A 20,558-nucleotide genomic window follows, 5' to 3' on the forward strand; every position below is an offset into this window, starting at 1 on the left:
CAGCCCACTCTCTCCGCGCACCACCTCAGGACGGGGCCATGAGCACACCGTCCAGCTCCCCCGCCCCGATGTCGTACAAGAACACGCCGAACCGCTCCGTGTCCGTGCGTGGCGTGACCTTCGTCTACCGGCAGCTCGGCCCGGACGACGACGTACCACTGATCCTCCTCCACCACCTGTCCGCAGTCCTGGACAACCGGGATCCCCGCGTCGTCGACGGACTCGCCGCTCAGCGCCCCGTGATCACCTTCGACAACCGTGGTGTCGGTGCATCCGGCGGCTCCACACCCGACACGATCGAGGCGATGGCCCGCGACACCGTGCTGCTCATCACCCACGACGGTCAGACCCGCTACCTCGACGAGGCTCACGGCATACTCCTCGGAACCGGAGTCACCAGACCTCGCCCCGACGCCGTCACCGTCCTGTCACCCCAGGCCACGCTCCTGCTCTGCACCGACGGACTGGTCGTATCCCCGCACCACTCCATCGATCACGGGCTTGACCGGCTGCGCCGATGGTGCGGTCGTGGTGGCCACCGGCCGCAGCCACACCCCGGACATTCCCCAGTGGCCCGAGCATTCGACCTTCACCGGCACCCTGCTGCACTCGGCTCTACCGCTCTCCGGCCCCCTCGCGTGCGCCAGCCGCTCGACGAACTTCGGCCGCTGGTGCGGACGGAGGCGGTTGGATGTGCGGCAATCACGTCAGATCCGATGGGGTCGGTGCCGCCCCGGAGTCCCAGAAACTCCAGGTTCGTTGGACGTTCGCCGCGCCCGTTGTCAAAGATCGTTTGACAACAGATGCTCGTGAACCGAGTCGATGCGGACGACGCTTCTGTGCGGCCGTTGGAAGAGGCCCGTGCGCCTACAGGGGTTGGGCAGCGGGCCGCAGGGGGAGTCTGTGTCCTGCGGGCCGTCAACTGACGTGGAGCCCCTGTGACACAAGTGGCCGCTTCCGAGAGCCGGGGAACTTCAGAGACGGAGCTGATGCATCGTGGAACGACGCATGTCGGTTGCGACGCACTGGGGCAGTTTTGTCGCGGTGGTTGATTCCGGTCGGCTGGTGCGAATCGAGCCGAGGGGCGATGACCCCTCGCCGTCGCCTATCGGACCCGGAATGGTGACAGCCGCCGACGACAGCGCCCGCGTGTTGCGCCCCGCGGTGCGCAAGGGCTGGCTGAACGGCCTGCCGCGCGTCCACGACACGGCCAGGGGCACGGACGCCTTCGTGGAGGTGAGCTGGGACGACGCGATCACCCTGGTGAGCGAGGAACTGCGCCGAGTGCGTTCACAGCACGGAGACAGCGCCGTGTTCGGCGGCTCCTACGGCTGGGCGAGTGCGGGCGCGTTCCACAACGCGCAGGGGCAACTCCACCGGTTCCTGGCGTTGGGCGGGGGATACACCGACTCTCGCAACACGTACAGCACCGCCGCTTTGGAGGTCGTCCTCCCCCATGTGATCGGCGGAGCTCCGTGGAGCTACCAGTCCCGGATGCCGATGTGGGACGAGATCGCCGAGAACTGTGAGCTTGTGGTGGCGTTCGGAGGGCTGGCCCTCAAGAACAGCCAGATCAACCCCGGCGGACTGGCCAGACACCAGACGCAGGACCTTCAGCGAAAGTGCCGTGCGGCCGGGGTGCGGTTCGTGAACATCAGCCCTATCCGCAGCGACACCGCCGGCTTCCTCGACGCCGAGTGGCTGCCCGTCATCCCCAACACCGACACCGCCGCGATGCTCGGCATTGCACACACCATGCTGGTCAACGGCTGGCATGACGATGACTTCCTTCGCCGTTGCTGCGTCGGGTTCGACCGCTTCGCCTCCTACTTGACCGGCGAACTCGACGGCGTTGCCAAGGATGCTGCCTGGGCAGCGAGGATCACGGGCATAAGCCCGGACACGATCACCGAACTGGCTCGCCGCCTGTCCACGCAACGTTCGCTCATCATGGTCAACTACGCGATACAACGGGCGGACCACGGCGAACAGCCGATCTGGATGTCGGTCGTGCTGGCTGCCATGGCGGGCTCGATGGGGAGGCCCGGCTGCGGCTGGGGCGCGGGCTACGCGACGATGGACGCGACCGGCGTCGCCCCAGGCCGTCCCTCCGTGGCGTCGATTCCCCGCGTTCCCAACCCTGTTGCGGACTTCATCCCTGTCGCACGGATCGCCGACACCCTGCTGCATCCGGGCAAGACCATCGACTACGACGGCCGGCGCCTGACCTTGCCCGAGCTCCGCCTGATCTACTGGTGCGGAGGGAACCCGTTCCACCACCACCAAGATCTCCACCGCTTGACCCGCGCCTGGCAGACCCCCGACACGGTGGTGGTTCACGAAGCCTGGTGGAACACCACGGCCAAGTTCGCCGACATCGTCCTTCCCGTCGCCACCAGCCTGGAGCGCGACGACTTCGCCGCCGGATTCTCCGACCCCCACCTCGTCACGATGCCGAAAGTCCGTGAGCCGGCGGGCGAGTCACGCACCGACCACCACATCTTCACCACCCTGGCCTCCCGGCTCGGATACGAGCGCGAGTTCACGCAGTCACGCTCCGAGATCGAATGGGTCCGGCACCTCTACGAGCAGACGAGGGCCGACCTCGGCGACGACGGGGCCCTGCCGGGCTTCGACGACTTCTGGCGAAGCTCCACGGCTGAGCTGCCGGCGCTGAGCGGCCCGTTCCCCGGCAGCTTCGAGGCGCTCCGCGCCGATCCGCAGCGTTTCCCCCTGACGACCCCCTCGGGCCGTATCGAGATCTTCTCCGAGGAGATCGACTCGTTCGGCTACGACGACTGCACCGGGCACCCGGCGTGGTTCGAACCAGTGGAGTGGCTCCGTGCCGGCCTGTCGGACCGATTCCCGTTGCACCTGATCTCGAATCAGCCCGCCTCACGCCTGCACAGCCAGTACGACAACGGCGGCCACAGCCTCAAGTCGAAGATCCGTGGCCGTGAGCCCGTGACGATCAATCCGCTGGACGCCGCGTCCCGTGGCATCGAGAGCGGCACGGTCGTACGCGTCCACAACGACCGCGGCAGCTGCCTGGCGGGCGCGGTCCTGTCGGACGACGTCATGCCAGGCGTCATCCAACTGTCCACCGGAGCATGGTGGGACCCTGCCCAGCCAGGCCAGAGCGGCACCCTGGACCGCCACGGCAATCCGAACACCCTCACGGCCGACCGAGGGTGCTCGCGCCTGTCCCAGGGACCGAGCGCCCACAGTGCGCTCGTCGACGTCGAGCTCTACGACGGTCCCCTTCCGGATGTACTCGCCTTCACACCACCACACCTCGAACACTGACACGCAAGCTGCCTGCCTCTTCGGGCAGGTCCTTCATGTTCGCCGTCGTCACGCGCACAGCGGGCCGCCCCGGCTGCCAGAGGCTCCACCCCCGTTTTGCAATTGCGTAATCAGATGAATACTGTGCGCAGTCGTGACTGCATTTCAAGACCTCAAGTACGGCCAGTGGTTCAGGGGCGCCGATGTCGACGGCGACGGGTTCATCACCCAGCAGGACGTCCGCGCCATGAGCGAGCGCTACATCGCCGCCAGAGACACCGCGCCGGACTCCGCGACCGCCCGCCGCCTCATCGAGGGAATGGACGGGTTCTGGACGAATGTGATCGCCCCGATGGATCAGGACGGTGACGGGAAGGTCGATCTGCGGGAGATGACCGAAGGCTTCAGGAGCGTACTGACCGACCCCGCCCTCTACCCTCAGCAGATCGCGCCGGTCACCAACTGCTTCTTCGACCTCGTCGACCTCAACGCAGACGGCAAGATCGACCAGGCCGAGTTCCAGCAGATGTTCGACTCGGTCGCCGGTGTGCCCGGCGAGGACTGCGCCACGGTCTTCGCCGCTCTGGACAGGGACGGCTCCGGTGGGCTGGATCGCGCCGAATTCCACCAGGCCCTGACCGAGTTCTTCTACGGCAACGACCCGGATGCTCCTGCCAACCACCTCTTCGGCAGGGTCACCGCCTGACAGCCCCGAATACCACCCGGGGTCCGACCGCCCACGCCACTGCTGGTGTGGGCGGTCGGCGTCGGGGCCCAGGCCGGGCAGTCCCTGGCGCGTCCCGTCGGTCGGCGGCCGACTCGTCGTTCTCGTCCCGCTCCGGCGCGTCCGGGTCGCGTAGCGGCCGCAGGGCACCGGCGGCCGGGGGCGAGGCGGTGAAGCTGCAGCGGCCGAGCATGTTCAGGTTGCGGTGCTTGAGCGGGGACAGCCGGGCGATGGCGATGCCCTCCTCGCGGAGCTCGTGGCCCTCCGCCGTACCGGACCAGCGCCGCCATGCGGTTCGGTGGGACCTGAGACAGCTTCAGCCGGCCGAGCCCATACACGCTGATCTCGCCCACGCGCTCCGGCGCGCGGGCGGCTGACGTCGCGCATCGGCCAGCGGTGGGCGTCGAACGAGCGCCAGGACGTCTCCTGAGTCACGCTCACAAGATCGAGGGCAGCCTTACCGGCGAGGCAGTGCGAGCTATCAGGTCAACCCTGCGACGCCGGCGCCGCGCGCCCCTGACCCCCGCGCCCGCCGGATACCCGGCGGGCGGACCTTCGCGTCCGCCGCTGCCGCTGGGAAGCCCGGCCTGCGCGTCCGCTCAGCCACTTCAGTCGGCATACGCAACCGCAGCCGCCCCGGCACAGCGGCGGGCCGGCCTTGGCTCGTCCTGGAACGTCCGACCTGCAGTGACGGCTCGACAGAACGAGCTTCACGGCGGACAGTGCCGGGGCGACATCGGACCACCCGGCCTCGCGGGCGAGCGAGCGGGAGCCCTCGGGATGATCCGGTTGCCGCAGTCTGAGAACTGGTCGCACTCGTCGAGCAGGATCAGCAGTCGGCGACGGGAGTCCCCGTCCAGCCAGGCCCGGAGCCCGAATGCCGGCGCGCACCCGCTCAGAGGTCTCCTGTCGCTTTCCGCGCCCCCGCGGCCGGTCATCGAGTACCTGTGCCACGGTCAGCTCTCTCAGGAGGACGCTCCACAGCGCCTCCGGCCCGCGCGCGAGCTGCCCTTGCCGATGTTCTCCTGGTCGAGGTTGACGTACACCGTCTGGTGATACCCGGGGCGCTGCTCCGTGAACAGTTCCCCGGCGTCGGCGAGCAGCGCCGACTTACCCAGGCCCCGGCCGCCGTAGAGGACCTGGGTGCCGCGCGGGTCGAGGATGCTCTTGCGTTCCGCGTCGCGGCCGTAGAACATCTCGCCGCCGATCCGGCCTCGCTTCGTGGCGTCCCTGGCGAATGATCGCCGTACGCGGTGGCGTCGTGCCGGGTCCACGCGTCCTTCATCGAGCGCAGGGTGTCGCAGACAGCCCGATGATCGTCGATGGTAGCCGTGCCTGCCGGGGTCGCGGTGACTTCGGGCTTGACCGCGTTGCAGTCCCGCACGCCGAGGTTCTTCGCATCGGAGACGGCGTCGAGCCATAGGTATCCAACGCCGGTGGCTGCGGCCAGCGTCAGCACCGTGACACTCGCAGTGATCTTGATGCGGCGACGGCGGTGCCTCCTCGAGACCGGGGCGGGGGTGAGGGCGGAGACGGTCTGCCTGCTCGGGTCGGTCTGTGCTGTGCTGATGGCATCCATGGTCAAGGGCTCCCATGGTAATTTCGTGGACAAAGTTACTGCATAGGCGAAGTTTCTGCTTGCAAGAAGGAATTAGGAGTGAGGCAACTCATGTCAACGCCGGCGAAGCGCCCAGACGCAGGCGCGATCTACCGCCAGTACCTCAGCGCGGTGCTGCTCCACAGTCATGCGAGCGCCCGCGCCTGCGGGCTCGGCGCAACCGACCTGTACGCGCTCAACATCCTGCAACTGACGGGCGCGATGACCCCCGGCGAACTCGCCGCGCGGACCGGCCTGACCACCGGGCCGACCACCCGGCTGATCGATCGCCTGGAGCAGGCGGGTTACGTGCGCCGCACCCCCGACCCCGTCGACCGGCGCAAGGTGACCGTCGACCCGATCAGTGAACCCGCGAACCTCGACCGCGTCATGGCCCCGGCGCGACAGAAGGTCGGTCAGATCCTCGGCCGGTATGAGCCCGAGCAACTCGACGTCCTGTTCGACTACTTCACCCGAGCCGCCGAGGCGTACCAGGAAGCCGCCGAGCAGTTGCGCGACGGGTGAGACGAGGCCCGGCTCTGCCCGCGACTTGAACCTCTCCCTGCGGCCACCCTTTGCCCTACCACCCGGGGCGAGCGGCCGCTGTCGCCCCACGTCGCGCCCCCCGTAGACAACCGGGCGGGCGCCGACGCGGCTCTGGCTCAGTTCGACGTGACCGTGACCCGCCCGCCCGGTGACACGGACGCCATGGGCGAACCCTGCACGTTCCCTTGGGAGTTGACACGCGATCCACTTCCCCCTAGTTTCTTCCTGAACGCAGAGACATCCTCACTGAAGAAACATCTCTCAAGAAGTTACCGCGGCGGATGCCGCGTCCTGCCCAATACGCACCGGCCGGCATTGACACCGCACCAGCCTGCGCCGTCAGCCATCGCTCGGGACCCCTGTGTCGCTCACATCCATCTGCATCCGTCCGATGAGGAGCATTTCCGTTGTTCGCCGCTCTGTATTGGGTCAATGCCGTGCTGACCGTCGTGGCCCTGGCGCTCTGGCTGCCGGCCGGGCACTTGACGAGCCGGCTGCGCAAGGCCCGGACGCTGGGACCATTAAGGTGCGTATCCTGGGCAGCACTGGCCGCAACACTCCTGGCAATCGTGCCGACCGCCACCACTGCGGCGCTCATCGGCGGAGCGCTGGCCTCCTACGGGACGGTCGTGATGGCCGATCGGCTGTACGTGCAATTCCCGATGCTCCTGGCTTCGCTCGCGGTCGTTCTCGTGAAGGGACTGCCCGGGCTGTGGCGCGCCGCCAGGACCAGCGGCGACCCGGCCGACCCGGTGCCGGTCGACCGCGCCCGCGCTGTCACCGACCCCTGGCTCGTCGTACCCGTGCAGATCAACGCCGTGGTCACGGCCATCAGCGCCTATCTGTGGTGGGTCTCCCCGCCGCTCGGCAGGACCGCGATGGTGTGGTGGGCCGTGCTGGTCGTCGCCGCACTGGCCCTCGTCATCCGCCAGCGTCGGCGACTCAGCGCTCTCACCTCTGAGAACAAGGGCGAGCCACGCCTGGTGTCGATGATGCGGATCGCCGCCGCAGTCCTCGCGGTGGCGGTCACGGTCGGCGGCGGGCTGATCTGGTCGGCCGAGAGGAGCAGGCTGCCCGAACGCCACTCGGCCAACGGCCACGGCGACTACGACCTCGGTGGCGGAACCGACGTACCCAGGGCGGCCATCGGTCAGACGACCACCGGCCACCAGCATGGTGCACACGCGCCCGCCGCCGTCTCCGGTCGGAGCGTCGACAGCCTCACCGAGCAGAACCTGTCGGGGCCTGTACGCCGCTTCACACTCACCGCCCGAACAGCCAGGATCCGCCTCGACTCGGGCCGCACCATCGACGCCTGGACCTTCAACGGAAGCTCCCCGGGCCCTGAACTACGGGTCCGTCAGGATGAGTTGGTCGAAGTCACCCTCACGAACACCGACATCAAGGCGGGGGTGACCCTGCACTGGCACGGCTACGACGTGCCCAACGCCGCCGACGGAGTCGCCGGCGTCACCCAGAACGCGGTGGCCCCCGGGCGCCGGATGACCTACCGGTTCCGGGCCAAGGACGCCGGCACCTACTGGTACCACTCGCACCAACAGTCGGACGAGCAGGTGCGACGCGGCCTCTACGGTGCGCTGATCGTCGAGCCCGCACCCGTGAAGGGGGCCGACATCGCTGTGCTGTACCGCGAGTGGGGCGCAGACACGGTGCCCGGTGGAGCGCGGGTCTTCGGTACGACGGACGGCCTTCGTCGGCAGCGAATCTCCCCCGGCACTCCGGTGCGGCTCCGGCTGGTCAACACCGCCAACGACCCCATCGAACTGACGCTGGCCGGCAGCCCGTTCCGGGTCGCCGCGATCGACGGCGGTGAGCTACACAGTCCCGGCGAGATCCGCGGCAAGACCCTGCCGATGGCGGCCGGCGGCCGCTACGACCTGACCTTCACCATGCCCGACCACCCCGTGGAGCTCCGCACGGACGGCACCGGCGGCCCCACCCTCGTACTCAGCCCGGACGGCCGGGGCCGCGCACCGGCACAAGCGGCGAACGACGTCTTCGACCCGGCTTCCTACGGCACGCCCGCGGCCACCCCGTTCGGCCCGGACACCCACTACGACCGGCACTTCACCCTGAACCTCGACTCCTCGTTCGGCTTCTTCGACGGGAAACCGGCGATGCGGTACCGCATCAACGGCCGGGTCTTCCCCGACATCCCGAACATGGTCGTCCGCGAAGGCGAGACCATCAAGATGACCTTCGTCAATCGCAGCTACGACCACCACCCCATGCACCTGCACGGGCACCACGTCCAGGTCTTGACCCGCAACGGACGTCCGGTCACCGGTACCCCCTGGCGGGTCGATTCCCTGAACGTGGCGCCGGGTGAGACCTACGAGGTCGCCTTCAAGGCCGACAACCCCGGCATATGGATGGACCACTGCCACAACCTGTTCCATGCCAAGGTCGGCATGATGCTCCATCTCGTCTACGCCGGGGTGACCACCCCCTACGAGTCCGGTACGGCCACCCCCAACCAGCCGGAATAGGAGCGCACCACCTCACCCGGACCGCGGCCGGGCTGACCGGCGGCGCCCACCAGGAAGCCACGAAGGGAACCTGGCGCGCCTCACCGGGAGGGCGGGCGGGGCGCGAGGAAGGCGAAGAAGAGGCAGCGTCAAGGAGCAGCAGCCCGGGACGGGCCCCGTCCCGCTGTTCACCCTCGCGGCGTGGGCCCGCGCCCGCCGCCGAAGGTGCTCGGCGCCCGGCGGGCGGCGGTGGTGCTGGGATGGGACAGTGCGTCCGTCTCCCGCGTCGAAGGGGCGAGGGCACGGCTGAAGAGGCTGGTGGAACGGGGCTGGCTGGTCGAAGTCGAACCGGGCAGGTTCACGCTGCCCGCAGCGGAGCGGGGTTCTGCTGCCGGGCGGCCAGGCGGCGGCTCATGAGGGTGGTCATCGACCACACAATGACGGCTTCGCTGGTGTCGGTGCGCCGTTCGTAGTCACGGACCAGGCGCGGCTGCGCAGGAACCAGGCGACCTTTCCCCCTCCTCTCCTCCCGCAGCCGGGCAGCCGCGTGACGGACATGCCGGAGCTGCACAGGCGGCTCCTGAGCCTGCCGGAGAAGCTTCCGTGTCGTGCGACGATTCCTCGCTCCGATGACCGCCTCGGATCTGGCACAACCACCACACCACCAACCAGTCATCTGGTCACTGACGGCCCACGACCACTGACCTCGGAATCAATCACCGGGGCGCCCCGCCCGGGGCGATCAGTCCCGTCTCGTAGGCAAAGACGACGGCCTGGACGCGGTCACGCAGGTCCAGCTTCGACAGGATACGGCCGACATGGCTCTTGACCGTGGTCGGGCTGAGGAACAGCCGGGAGGCGAGTTCGGCATTGCTGAGGCCCGACGCGAGCAGGCGGAGCACCTCGAGCTCGCGCGGGGTCAGGCCGGACAGATCGCGGTGCGGGGCGGTGGTCTGCGGTTCGTCGCGAGGGGCGAAGCGCTCGATCAGCCGACGGGTGATCGAGGGTGCGAGGAGAGCGTCGCCGGTCCGTACCAGGCGTAAGGCGGAGACCAGATGTTCGGGGGTGACGTCCTTGAGCAGGAAGCCGCTGGCGCCGGCCGTGAGCGCGGCGTAGACGTAGTGGTCGAGGTCGTATGTGGTGAGGATGATGACCCGCGTTCCGGCCGGGCCGACATCGCCGATGATGCGCCTGGTGGCCTCGATGCCGTCCATCTCCGGCATCCGGACGTCCATGAGGACGACGTCGGGCCGCGTACGGCGGACCGCTGCGACAGCCTCGGCCCCGTCGGCGGCCTCGGCCGTCACTTCGATGCCGTCCGCGGCCAGGATCATCTTGAAACCGGTGCGTACGAGAGCTTGGTCGTCGGCGATGACGGCGCGTAGCGGCGGCTGGTCCTTGTTCATACGGTGCTCCGTGGGATGTGGGCCGTGACCTGGTAGCCGCCGGCCGACGTCGGTCCGGCCGTCAGCTCGCCCCTGTAGACGGCCAGCCGCTCGCGCAGCCCCATGTGGCCACGGCCGTTGCTCTGCGCAGGCGGGGAGTCCTTGGCGCCGCCGGTGTCCGTGATCTCGATCTCCAGACAGTCGTCGGTGTAGCCGATGGCGACGGACGCCTGCGCGCCGCGGGCATGTCTGATCGTGTTGGTCAGCGCCTCCTGTACGACGCGATACGCCGCGAGATCCACCCCCGGTGGCAGCGGATCCGGCGGCAGCGACACCCCGACGCTCACGGGCGTACCGGCGCCGCGTACTCGTGCGACGAGCGCGTCGAGCTGTGCGAGCCCGGGCTGGGGCTCCAGGCCGTCGGGCCTCTCGTGGTCCGGGGCGGCCAGCAGTCCCATCACGTGGCGGAGTTCGGCCATGGCGGCCCGACCGCCCGCCTCGACGGCCAGCAGTGCCTCCTTGGACTGCTCGGGCGCCATGTCCATCACTTTGCGGGCCGCGCCGGCCTGGATCACCATCACGCTCACATTGTGGGTCACGACGTCGTGCAGTTCGGCGGCGATGCGGGCACGCTCCTCCTCAACGGCGCGGCGCATTGCCTCCTCCTGGGCGGCCTGCAGTTCTGTCACCCGGCCCCGGCTGGAGGCCAGCCGCAGTTGCAGGAAGCGGACGAGGCTGGCCAGCATGCCTGCCACCAGGAGCACGAATCCCGGGCTGGACCATCCGGGGAGCACGGGTTCCGCGTTGCGGAAAGCGAAGCCCGACAGCGCGGCGGCGATCACCAGGACGGCGATCGCCGTTATCCGGTAGCGGCTGTGTACGACGGCGCTGTAGGCGCCGATGACACAGGCCAGGACGGTGATCCAGGAGGCGGAGCTGCCGATGGCCAGTGCCGCACCCAGCACCACCACGAACAAGGTCAGCGGATACCGGCGCCGGGCTGCCAGCGGCAGCGTCGACAGGACAACCAGGGCCCAGGGCACGGAGGAGGGTTCTTCCTCCTCGGGCACCTGCCCAGGGTCGGGCGGCGAGGGCGGGGCCGGGACCCCGGTCCCGACGTCCACCGCAGGGGGGTTGATGTTCACCGGCCCGTCGCCGGGATAGCGCACCGCCACGAACAGGGCAATGACGGTCAGTACGACTGCCAGCACCACATCGGCGCGCACCGCTCGCCGGGACAGCGGGGCGGCCTTCGCCTCCGGGCGTAGCGCGTCGATGAGCTGCTGATGCCGGCTGCGCCGGTCTTCCGTCTCCATCCGTGCATTGTGCTGCGCTCTCCGCTCGGCCCGCGTCCGCCTGTCCGGCCAGGGCATTGCCCACGAGACCTACTTCTCAGGTAGGACTCCGTGGCCGAATCCTCCGCGGGAAGGGCCTGATGTCGGTTCCGCGGCCGACGCGCCCCATACGCGGGACTTCTAGGTTCGCAGGACCGGCAACGGCATGTGCCTCTCGCGACCGTAAGGACGGACAACTCGTATGCATCGAACGATCGAACTGGAGGGTGTGGCGAAGCGCTACGACAGCGCCGCCGCGCCGGCGCTCGGACCGCTCACGCTCAGCGTCGCCGAGGGTGAGGCCCTTGCCGTGACCGGCCCCTCCGGCAGCGGCAAGTCCACGCTGCTGAACCTCGTCGCCGGCCTGGACAAGCCGACCGATGGCGCCGTGATCGTGGCCGGGCGACGGATCGACCAGTTGAGCGAGCACGCCCTCGCCAAGTTCCGTCGCGAGCACATCGGCATGGCCTTCCAGTTCTTCAATCTTCTCGACGACCTCACCGTCACCGACAACATCCAGCTCCCGGCCCAGCTGACCGGAAGCAGTCGGCGCGCGGCCGCGGTCCGCGCGGGTGAGCTCATGGAGATGCTGGGCATCCAGAAGCATGCCCGCGCCTACCCGGGCCGACTGTCCGGAGGTGAGCGTCAACGGGTCGCGGTCGCCCGGGCGTTGGTCAACCGACCCGCGCTGCTGCTCGCCGACGAGCCCACCGGTTCGCTCGACACCGCCTCGGGCCAGGACGTCCGCAAGCTGCTGATGGAGCTGCACCGCGCCGGACAGACCATCGTGCTGGTGACGCACGACCTGTCCCTCGCGGAGGCATGCGCGAGCCGCACGATCCACCTGGTCGACGGTCACGTCGCCCTCGACTCCTACGCGCAGGCCGTCCGATGAGCCTGTTCGGTAGCGGCGCGATGGGCCGGGTCGTACGTTCCGGGATGGGCCGGCGGCGGGTGCAGACAGTGGTGATCGCCGTGGCCACGATGATGGCCGTGGCGTCGGCCGTGGTCGCCGGGTCGCTGATGGTCGCCGCGGCCGCGCCCTTCGACAACGCCTTCAAAAAGCAGCGAGGTTCGCACATCACCGCCCAGTTCGATCCCGTGAAGGCGAGTGCGGCGGAGCTGGCGAGGACCGGGAAGCTGCCCGGCGTCGCCGCGAGCGCGGGACCGTACCCGTCCACGTCGCTCCGTCCGGTGGACCGGGCGGGCTTCCGACTGCCGACGCTGACCCTGGTCGGACGGTCCGGTCCGGACGGCGCCGTGGACCGGGTGGATCTGAAGTCCGGCCGGTGGGCACAGAAACGAGGCGAGATCGTGCTCGACGCGTCGTTCGAGGGACCCGCCATCGAGATCGGCGCCCCCATGAAGGCTTCGGACGCCGAGGGCGCCCCGACCCTTTCGATCGTCGGCTTCGCCGTGTCGGCCAGCAAGACCGCCGACGCCTGGGCGACCCCCGCGCAGGTCGACGCGCTGGCGTCGGAGGGCAACCCTGTCACGGCTCAGATGCTCTACCGCTTCGACTCCGCGAGCACGAAGCAGCAGATCCTCGCCGACCGGAAGAAGCTCGCCGACTCCGTGAGCTCCGGGGCACTGCTGGGTACCCAATCCTGGCTGGACACCAAGCGCGCCGCTGATCAGGGTGCCGCGGCGACCGTCCCGTTCGTGATGGCTTTCGGCGCGCTCGGCATCGTGATGTCGGTGATCATCGTCAGCAGTGTGATCAGTGGCGCGGTCGGCACCAGTCTGCGCAGGATCGGCATCCTCAAGGCCATCGGCTTCACTCCGCGAGAGGTCGTATGCGCCTACGTGGCCCAGGCGCTGATCCCGGCCGTCGTAGGCATCGCCCTGGGTGTCGTCCTGGGCAACCTCCTTGCCGTGCCCCTGCTGTCCGACACCGAGTCGGTGTACGGCGGCGTCTCACTCTCGGTGGCCTGGTGGGTGGATGTCTCCGTGCCGGCCGCCGCCGTGGTCGTCGTGGGGCTCGCGGCTCTGATTCCCGCGCTGCGGGCCGGAAGGCTGCGTACGGTCGAGGCCATCGCGGTCGGCCGGTCGCCGCGCACAGGGCGCGGCCAGTGGGCGCATCGGGCGATGGGGTTGCTGCCGCTGCCGCGACAGGTGACCTACGGTCTCGCCACTCCCTTCACGCATCCCGTACGTACCCTCTCGATGCTGCTCGCGGTGGCGTTCGGCACGGTCGCGGCGACGTTCGCGGTGGGGCTGACCTCGTCCCTCAACGCGATCGGCACCTCCCAGGACCCCGAGAACCGTGCTGCGGTCACGGTCACGACGACCAAGGCGATCGAAGTCGCTCCTCCCCCGCCGCCTCCTGTAGGGGGTAATGCGGCGGACCCGCCTCGCCCTGGCGGCAGCGAGTCAGGCCCGCCTCCCGTGGAGGACAGCGCGGCAACCACGCCCAAAAAGCCCAAGGTCGCCGATCCGGCGAAGGTGCGGTCCGCCGTCACGTCACAGCCGGACACGGAGTCGTACTACGGCAAGGCCCAGACCGAGGTCGCCGTGGCCGGGGTCTCCGGCTCGATTCAGGCCGGCCTCTACGAGGGCGATTCGCGCTCCGGCAGCTACGAGATGCTCTCCGGACACTGGATCACCGGTAAGGGGCAGGTCGTGGTGCCCTCCCGCTTCCTGGAGAGGACCAGCACCAAGATCGGTGACACGGTGCGGGTGACCTATGAGAAGGAGACCGCGAACCTGCGGATCGTGGGCGAGTCCTTCGACACGTCGGGCAGCCGGCTGGAGATCCACGCGGACATGGCCAACTTCGCGTCGGCCGAGCCCAGTACCTTCCTCGTCGAGACCAAGTCCGGCGTCTCCGCCGACGCATACGCCCAGAAGGTCGCCGCAGTCGTACAGCCACTGGGGGGCGACGCAACGACCGGTTCCGAGTCGGGGCAGGACGGCACCATCCTCATCATGTCCGCGATGGCGGTGCTGCTCACCCTCATGCTGATCACCGTGGCCGGTCTCGGCGTACTCAACTCCGTGGTCCTCGACACCCGGGAACGCATCCACGACCTGGGCGTCTGCAAGGCGATCGGCATGACGCCGCGGCAGACCATGGGCCTCGTGCTCGCCTCGGTGGCCGTGATCGGCGTGATCGGCGGGCTGATCGGCGTCCCTGCGGGGTACGCGCTGCACCACGTCGTCATGCCGGTGATGGGGCGGGCCGTAGGCACCAGCCTGCCCTCGCTCGTCCTCGACGTGTACGGGCCTTTCCAGCTGCTCCTGCCGGGGCTCGGCGGGGTCGTGATGGCGGTGCTGGGCGCGCTGGTCCCGGCCGGCTGGGCGGCCGGGGCCTGTACGGCCACGGCGCTGCGCACCGAGTAGCGTCCACCGGAGCGCGAGCCGCGTCGCCCATGCAGGCACCTTGCTCACGAATGCGCAGGTCAGCGAGTTGTATAGATAGGTCCGCCCGCTCGAACCGCTGCACGGAGGGAAACAGGTCGAGCAACCCACCCGCACCACAGAACCGCAGGTCAGGACCCCTTGCCCGTAGGTTCGAGGATGGCGACGCACTCAACGTGCGACGTCATCGGAAACAGATCGAACACCCGCAGCATCCGCACCCGGTATCCCCCGTCCCGGAAGTACCCCAGGTCCCGGGCCAGCGCCGCCGGGTCGCACGCCACGTACGCGATCCTCCGCGCACCCAGCGACGAGATGTGCTCCACGGTCTTCCGCCCCGCCCCCGCGCGCGGCGGGTCGAGAACGATGAGATCCACCTCGTCGATCCCGGTGCGCGGCAGGACGGACTCGACCTTGCCCTGCTCGATCCGCACCCGGTCGAAGCCGGCCAGGTTGTGCCGGGCGTCCTCGACCGCGCGTTTGCCGGACTCGATGCCGAGGACCGCGCCCTTGTCACCGACCCGGTCGGCCAGCGCGCCGGCGAAGAGACCGACACCGCAGTAGAGGTCGAGGGCCATGTCACCCTTGCGGGGCAGCAGGCCCTGCATGACCGCGAGGACCAGGGTGCCGGCGGCCTTGGGGTGGACCTGCCAGAAGCCGCCGCTGCCCACCCGGTAGGTGCGGTCGTCCGCGCGTTCGCGGACGAAGGGGCGGCCGTGGACGCGGTGGACGCCGCCGTCCTTCTCCCCGACCCGCATGACCGACACCGGGCGGTCGAGCTCGACGATGGGCAGGCGGGCGCCCGGCTTCGGGGTGAGGATGACCTGACGGTCCTGCGAGCCGCTCGCCGCGATCGCCTCGACGGACTCCATGCCCGTCCAGTCCCGCTGCTCGATGCCCAGCTCGCTGACGCCCTCGGCGGCGATCATGCAGTGGTCGATCGGCTGGACCTCGTGCGAGCGGTGCTTGCGCAGGCCCGCACGGCCCTCGGCGTCCACGGCGTACTGCACGCGGGTGCGCCACGACGGCACCTGGCCGGCGGGCACCTTGTCGCCCTCGGCGGGCATCACCGTGCCGTCCCAGCCGGCCTCCTCGGGCGTGAGGCCCGCGAGGCGCTTCAGCTGCTCGGCGACGACCTCGCCCTTCAGGCGGCGCTGGGCACCCGGCTTGGCGTGCTGCCAGTCGCAGCCGCCGCAGCGGCCGGGGCCGGCGAAGGGGCAGGGGGCCTCGATGCGGTCCTTGGAGGCGTCCAGGATCTCGACCGCGTCGGCGCGCAGGAAGCGTGCGCCCTCCTCGCCCTCGGTCACCCGGGCCACGACCCGCTCACCGGGCAGCGCGTGCCGGACGAACAGCACCTGGCCCTCGGACGTGCGGGCGATGCAGTGACCGCCGTGGGCGACGGGGCCGATCTCGACCTCGTACTCCTGTCCCACCAGCGAGACCGCCTGGGACTCCGCCTGCGATTTCTTCGGTTCTGCCTGCATGGCGGGGTGACTCCAGAGAACGGGACGACAAGGGAAAGGGTGAAACGACAGCAGCCGTCCAGTCTACGTCGACGACGAGGAGTCCTTCGCCCGGTCGTGCTGCGCCGGACCGCGCCGGACCGCACCGGGCGCGTTCCAGTCCTGCCGCTTGCGGGCGCGCCGCTTGGCGGCCTCGGAGGACTGGAGCTGGTAGGGGACGGAGGTGACCATGACGCCGGGGGTGAAGAGGAGGCGGCCCTTGAGGCGCAGCGCGCTCTGGTTGTGCAGCAGGTGCTCGTACCAGTGGCCGACCACGTACTCGGGGATGATCACCGAGACCGCGTCGCGCGGGGACTCCTTGCGCAGGCTCTTGACGTACTCGATGACCGGGCGGGTGATCTCGCGGTACGGCGAGTCCAGCACCTTCAGCGGTACGGCGATGCCGCGCCGTTCCCACTCGTCGCGCAGCGCCTTGGTCTCCGCCGGGTCGACGTTGACGCTGAGCGCCTCCAGGCTGTCGGAGCGCATGAGCTTGGCGTAGGCGAGGGCGCGCAGGGTCGGGCGGTGGATCTTGGAGATGAGGACGACGGAGTGGACGCGGGACGGCCGCACCATGTCGTCGCTCTGTGCCTCGGCGGGGTCCTCGGGGGCGGCGATCTCCTCGGCGACGCGGTCGTAGTGCTTGCGGATGGCCGTCATCGTCGCGAAGAAGATGCACATGCCGAGCAGGGCGACCCAGGCGCCGTGCGTGAACTTCGTGGCCAGCACGACGACCAGGACCAGTCCGGTGAAGAAGGCGCCGAAGGCGTTGATGGCCCGGGAGCGGATCATGCGGCGGCGCGCGGCCTGGTCCTTCTCCGTGGCCAGGTGGCGGTTCCAGTGGCGGACCATGCCGATCTGGCTGAGCGTGAAGGACACGAACACGCCGACGATGTAGAGCTGGATCAGCCGGGTGGAGTCGGCGCCGTAGATGAAGACGAGGAGCATCGCCGCGCCTGCCAGGAGCACGATGCCGTTGGAGAAGGCCAGGCGGTCGCCGCGGGTGTGCAGCTGGCGCGGCAGGTAGCGGTCCTGGGCGAGGATCGAGCCGAGCAGCGGGAAGCCGTTGTACGCGGTGTTCGCGGCGAGGAAGAGGACGAGCGCGGTGGCGGCGGCCAGCACGATGAACAGGAAGCTGCCCTCGCCGAAGACCGCCTCGGCCACCTGCGAGATCACCGGGTGCTGGACGTAGTCCGCGCCGAGCGGGACGCCGTTGTGGACGAGGTCGGTGGCCGGGTTCTCCGACATGCGCACGTCGGTCGCCGCGGCCAGCGCGATGATGCCGCAGAACATGGTGACGGCGAGCAGGCCCATGAGCGCGAGCGTGTTGCCCGCGTTCTTCGACTTGGGCTTGCGGAAGGCCGGGACGCCGTTGGAGATCGCCTCGACGCCGGTGAGCGCGGCACAGCCGGAGGAGAACGCCCGCAGGAGGAGGAAGACCAGGGCGAAGCCGGCCAGGCCCTGGTGTTCGGGCTTGATCTCGTAGTCCGCGGTCGGGGAGCGCATGGTGTCGTCGAGCACCAGGCCCCGGAAGGCTCCCCACACGATCATGATGAAGACGCCCGCGACGAAGACGTACGTCGGAATCGCGAACAGGCTGCCCGACTCCTTGACCCCCCGCAGGTTCATCAGTGTCAGCAGCAGGATCACGGCGACCGCGCAGAGGACCTTGTGCTCGACGACGAAGGGGATCGCGGAGCCGAGGTTCTCGATGCCGGAGGAGATGGAGACCGCCACGGTCAGGACGTAGTCCACGAGCAGCGCGCTCGCCACCGTCAGGCCCGCCTTGGGACCGAGGTTGGTGTTCGCCACCTCGTAGTCGCCGCCGCCGCTCGGGTAGGCGTGCACGTTCTGCCGGTAGGAGGCGACCACCGTGAACATCAGCACGACGACCGCGACCGCGATCCAGGGACTGAAGTGGTACGCCGACACGCCCGCGATGGACAGGACCAGCAGCACCTCGCCGGGCGCGTACGCCACGGAGGAGAGCGGGTCGGAGGCGAAGACGGGGAGGGCGATGCGCTTCGGCAGGAGCGTTTCCCCCAGCCGGTCACTGCGCAGTGCGCGCCCGATCAGAATCCGTTTGGGCACGTCGGTCAGTTTGGACACAACAGAGGATCGTAAGGGTTCGAACGGGCGGCCGCCCACCCGCCACCCCCGATCCGTCCACCGTCTGCTCTACGGGTGAACTCGGCGATGGTGCGGCTGCGGATTCCGCAGGTGATCGGGTTCGCATGCCTATATGACAAGCACCGTCCGATTGCCGTTCGCTTCCCGGCGGTTGCCGCCCCTGGAGGTTCCATGCACCTGATCGCAGAGCTGATCGGCGGCGCCGTCACGCTCGTCGGCCTCGGAATCCTGACTCTCGCCAGCATCCGCAGCATCGGCCGACGGGGGCCGTCGGCCAGAGGGTGAGACGGCCCCTGCTCCCCCTGGAGGCTTGCCGATACGTTGGGTGCGCACAGGGAATCCCGGCTCCCCGGACGGGGAAACCGGCTTCCCGGGGCCCCGAGAGGCGTCAGCGCCGGTGCTCACCGGCATGATGGTTCCCCCGCGGCCCGCACACTGGCCGCGACGTGTCGCCAGGCGAGCCGAAAGAGAGACATGAGCAGGACATCCACAGAAGCCGGCGGGCCCGCGGAAAGCGGGGTGTGAGGCGATGCACATCGTCATCATGGGCTGCGGGCGCGTGGGCTCCGCCCTCGCGCAGACCCTGGAGCAGCAGGGGCACACGGTCGCCGTGATCGACCAGGACCCCACCGCCTTCCGCCGCCTCGGTTCCACGTTCGGCGGCCGCAGGGTCACCGGTATCGGCTTCGACCAGGACACCCTGCGCGAGGCGGGCGTCGAGGAGGCCGGCGCCTTCGCGGCGGTCTCCAGCGGTGACAACTCGAACATCATCGCCGCCCGCGTGGCCCGCGAGATGTTCGGCGTGGAGAACGTCGCCGCCCGTATCTACGACCCCCGCCGCGCCGAGGTCTACCAGCGTCTGGGCATCCCCACGGTCGCCACCGTCCGCTGGACGGCCGACCAGATGCTGCGCCGGCTGCTCCCCTCGGGCGCCGAGCCGCTGTGGCGCGACCCCACGGGCGGCGTCCAGCTCGCCGAGGTGCACACCTCGGCGTCCTGGGTCGGCCACAAGATCAGCCGGCTCCAGGAGGAGACCGGTGTGCGGGTGGCGTTCCTCACCCGGCTCGGGGAGGCCATCCTGCCGACCTCGCAGACGGTGTTGCAGGAGGGTGACCTGGTGCACGTGATGATGCGCACCGACGAGGTCCACAAGGTCGAGGCGGCGTTCGCCAAGGGTCCCGAAAAGGAGGCCGGTCACTGATGAGGGTCGCCATTGCCGGAGCCGGTGCGGTCGGCCGCTCGATCGCGGGCGAGCTGCTGGAGAACGGCCACGAGATCCTGCTCATCGACAAGGCGCCGACCGCCATCTCGGTCGAGCGCGTCCCGATGGCGGAGTGGCTGCTCGCCGACGCGTGCGAGATCACGTCCCTGGACGAGGCGGCGCTGCAGCGCTGCAACGTCGTCATCGCCGCGACGGGCGACGACAAGGTCAACCTGGTCGTCTCCCTGCTGGCCAAGACGGAGTACGGCGTTCCGCGCGTCGTCGCCCGGGTGAACAACCCGAAGAACGAGTGGCTGTTCAACGAGTCCTGGGGTGTGGACGTCGCCGTCTCCACCCCGCGGCTGATGTCGGCCCTGGTCGAGGAAGCGGTGAGCGTCGGTGACCTGGTCCGGCTGCTGCGCTTCAGCCACGGCGACGCCAACCTGGTGGAACTGACGCTGCCGGAGGAGTCGGCGCTGGCCGGCATCCAGGTCGGCGACGTGGAATGGCCCGAGGACACCTCGCTGGTCACGATCATCCGCGGCACCCGGGTGCTGACGCCGTCCCCGGAGGACTCCCTGGAGGCCGGCGACGAGCTGCTGTTCGTGGCGGCGCAGGCCCGCGAGGAGCAGCTGGAGGACCTGCTGTCGGCCCGGCGCGGCGACGCCGCGCGCTGAGCGGACGCAGGGCCCGGGGTCGGGGGGGGGGGGGGGGGGGGGGGGGGGGGGGCGGCCCCCCCCCCCCCCCCCCCCCCCCCGTCCCCCGTCGTTTCCTACGGATCTGGCTCATGGAGTCCGAGGCGCAGCGGGACCCGCTGTCCCACGGGTACTTCTTGCCCAGGCAGACGTACACACGGACCGTCCCGCTGCCCGCCCCGACTTCGGAGGGAGCCGAGGCCGTGGTGGAGCCGTGCCGGCCGAAGGACAGCCAGGTCTTCGTCATCCGGTCGGCGCGGTGAGGTTGAGAGTCGACCTCACCGTTCGAGCATGACCCTCTACCGTGCCG

The 20,558-nt window shown here is 69.6% G+C and carries 15 protein-coding genes and 1 pseudogene; 11 read left to right on the top strand and 5 right to left on the bottom strand.

The genetic code is table 11. From position 1 onward, the window contains the following. Nucleotides 1-68 precede the first annotated feature (68 nt). The 3 genes from ACH4F2_RS07530 to ACH4F2_RS07540 all read left to right on the top strand — a co-directional run bounded on the left by ACH4F2_RS07530 (nucleotide 69) and on the right by ACH4F2_RS07540 (nucleotide 3,991). Nucleotides 69-797, top strand: a complete 729-nt coding sequence (locus tag ACH4F2_RS07530) for an alpha/beta fold hydrolase (protein ID WP_398131746.1) — start codon at nucleotides 69-71, stop codon at nucleotides 795-797. Nucleotides 798-996: 199 nt separating this feature from the next. Then, nucleotides 997-3,306 (top strand): molybdopterin-dependent oxidoreductase, encoded by a 2,310-nt coding sequence (locus ACH4F2_RS07535; protein WP_398131747.1) that lies wholly within the window; start codon nucleotides 997-999, stop codon nucleotides 3,304-3,306. A 133-nt stretch (nucleotides 3,307-3,439) separates the two neighbouring features. Then, nucleotides 3,440-3,991 carry an EF-hand domain-containing protein gene (locus ACH4F2_RS07540; RefSeq protein WP_398131748.1) on the top strand — a complete coding sequence of 184 codons (552 nt, stop codon included), beginning with the start codon at nucleotides 3,440-3,442 and terminating at the stop codon, nucleotides 3,989-3,991. A gap of 983 nt (nucleotides 3,992-4,974) precedes the next feature. Here the strand turns inward: ACH4F2_RS07540 and ACH4F2_RS07545 are convergent. Beyond that, nucleotides 4,975-5,283: a hypothetical protein gene (locus ACH4F2_RS07545; protein ID WP_398131749.1), complete on the bottom strand. Its 309-nt coding sequence runs from the start codon at nucleotides 5,281-5,283 to the stop codon at nucleotides 4,975-4,977. Nucleotides 5,284-5,678: 395 nt separating this feature from the next. Here ACH4F2_RS07545 and ACH4F2_RS07550 point away from each other — a divergent pair, with 395 nt between their 5' ends. The 3 genes and pseudogenes from ACH4F2_RS07550 to ACH4F2_RS07560 all read left to right on the top strand — a co-directional run. Continuing rightward, on the top strand, nucleotides 5,679-6,131 hold the full coding sequence (locus ACH4F2_RS07550; RefSeq protein WP_398131750.1) for a MarR family winged helix-turn-helix transcriptional regulator: 453 nt from the start codon (nucleotides 5,679-5,681) through the stop codon (nucleotides 6,129-6,131). Nucleotides 6,132-6,559: 428 nt separating this feature from the next. Next, nucleotides 6,560-8,662 (top strand): multicopper oxidase family protein, encoded by a 2,103-nt coding sequence (locus ACH4F2_RS07555; RefSeq protein WP_398131751.1) that lies wholly within the window; start codon nucleotides 6,560-6,562, stop codon nucleotides 8,660-8,662. A 207-nt stretch (nucleotides 8,663-8,869) separates the two neighbouring features. Continuing rightward, nucleotides 8,870-9,058: pseudogene (locus tag ACH4F2_RS07560) on the top strand (hypothetical protein); the annotation flags it as partial. Nucleotides 9,059-9,357: 299 nt separating this feature from the next. On the opposite strand, the gene ACH4F2_RS07565 reads toward ACH4F2_RS07560, so the two are convergent. Together ACH4F2_RS07565 and ACH4F2_RS07570 are read right to left on the bottom strand one after the other, a co-directional pair. Beyond that, nucleotides 9,358-10,047, bottom strand: a complete 690-nt coding sequence (locus ACH4F2_RS07565; protein WP_398131752.1) for a response regulator — start codon at nucleotides 10,045-10,047, stop codon at nucleotides 9,358-9,360. Continuing rightward, on the bottom strand, nucleotides 10,044-11,342 hold the full coding sequence (locus ACH4F2_RS07570; RefSeq protein WP_398131753.1) for a sensor histidine kinase: 1,299 nt from the start codon (nucleotides 11,340-11,342) through the stop codon (nucleotides 10,044-10,046). The genes ACH4F2_RS07565 and ACH4F2_RS07570 overlap by 4 nt, the downstream gene beginning before the upstream one ends. A 220-nt stretch (nucleotides 11,343-11,562) precedes the next feature. On the opposite strand from ACH4F2_RS07570, the gene ACH4F2_RS07575 reads away from it, so the two are divergent. Both ACH4F2_RS07575 and ACH4F2_RS07580 read left to right on the top strand, forming a co-directional pair. After that, nucleotides 11,563-12,255, top strand: coding sequence for an ABC transporter ATP-binding protein (locus ACH4F2_RS07575; protein WP_398131754.1), 693 nt, complete (start codon nucleotides 11,563-11,565; stop codon nucleotides 12,253-12,255). Next, entirely contained in the window at nucleotides 12,252-14,702 is a 2,451-nt protein-coding gene (locus ACH4F2_RS07580) for an FtsX-like permease family protein (protein WP_398131755.1), read from the top strand. The genes ACH4F2_RS07575 and ACH4F2_RS07580 overlap by 4 nt, the downstream gene beginning before the upstream one ends. A gap of 149 nt (nucleotides 14,703-14,851) precedes the next feature. Here ACH4F2_RS07580 and ACH4F2_RS07585 read toward each other — a convergent pair whose 3' ends face one another. Then, nucleotides 14,852-16,204, bottom strand: a complete 1,353-nt coding sequence (locus ACH4F2_RS07585) for a class I SAM-dependent RNA methyltransferase (protein WP_398131756.1) — start codon at nucleotides 16,202-16,204, stop codon at nucleotides 14,852-14,854. Nucleotides 16,205-16,267: 63 nt separating this feature from the next. Beyond that, entirely contained in the window at nucleotides 16,268-18,331 is a 2,064-nt protein-coding gene (locus tag ACH4F2_RS07590; protein WP_398131757.1) for an APC family permease, read from the bottom strand. Nucleotides 18,332-18,406: 75 nt separating this feature from the next. On the opposite strand from ACH4F2_RS07590, the gene ACH4F2_RS07595 reads away from it, so the two are divergent. From ACH4F2_RS07595 to ACH4F2_RS07605, 3 genes are all read left to right on the top strand, one after another. Further along, entirely contained in the window at nucleotides 18,407-18,637 is a 231-nt protein-coding gene (locus ACH4F2_RS07595; protein ID WP_398131758.1) for a hypothetical protein, read from the top strand. 244 nt (nucleotides 18,638-18,881) lie between these two features. Further along, nucleotides 18,882-19,553, top strand: coding sequence for an NAD-binding protein (locus ACH4F2_RS07600; protein ID WP_398131759.1), 672 nt, complete (start codon nucleotides 18,882-18,884; stop codon nucleotides 19,551-19,553). Next, a complete protein-coding gene (locus ACH4F2_RS07605; protein WP_398131760.1) occupies nucleotides 19,553-20,230 on the top strand; it encodes a potassium channel family protein in 678 nt (225 codons plus the stop codon). Before ACH4F2_RS07600 ends, ACH4F2_RS07605 begins: the two co-directional genes overlap by 1 nt. Nucleotides 20,231-20,558: the final 328 nt, after the last annotated feature.

The sequence above is a fragment of the Streptomyces sp. NPDC017890 genome (genome assembly GCF_044328675.1).
GTDB lineage: Bacteria > Actinomycetota > Actinomycetes > Streptomycetales > Streptomycetaceae > Streptomyces.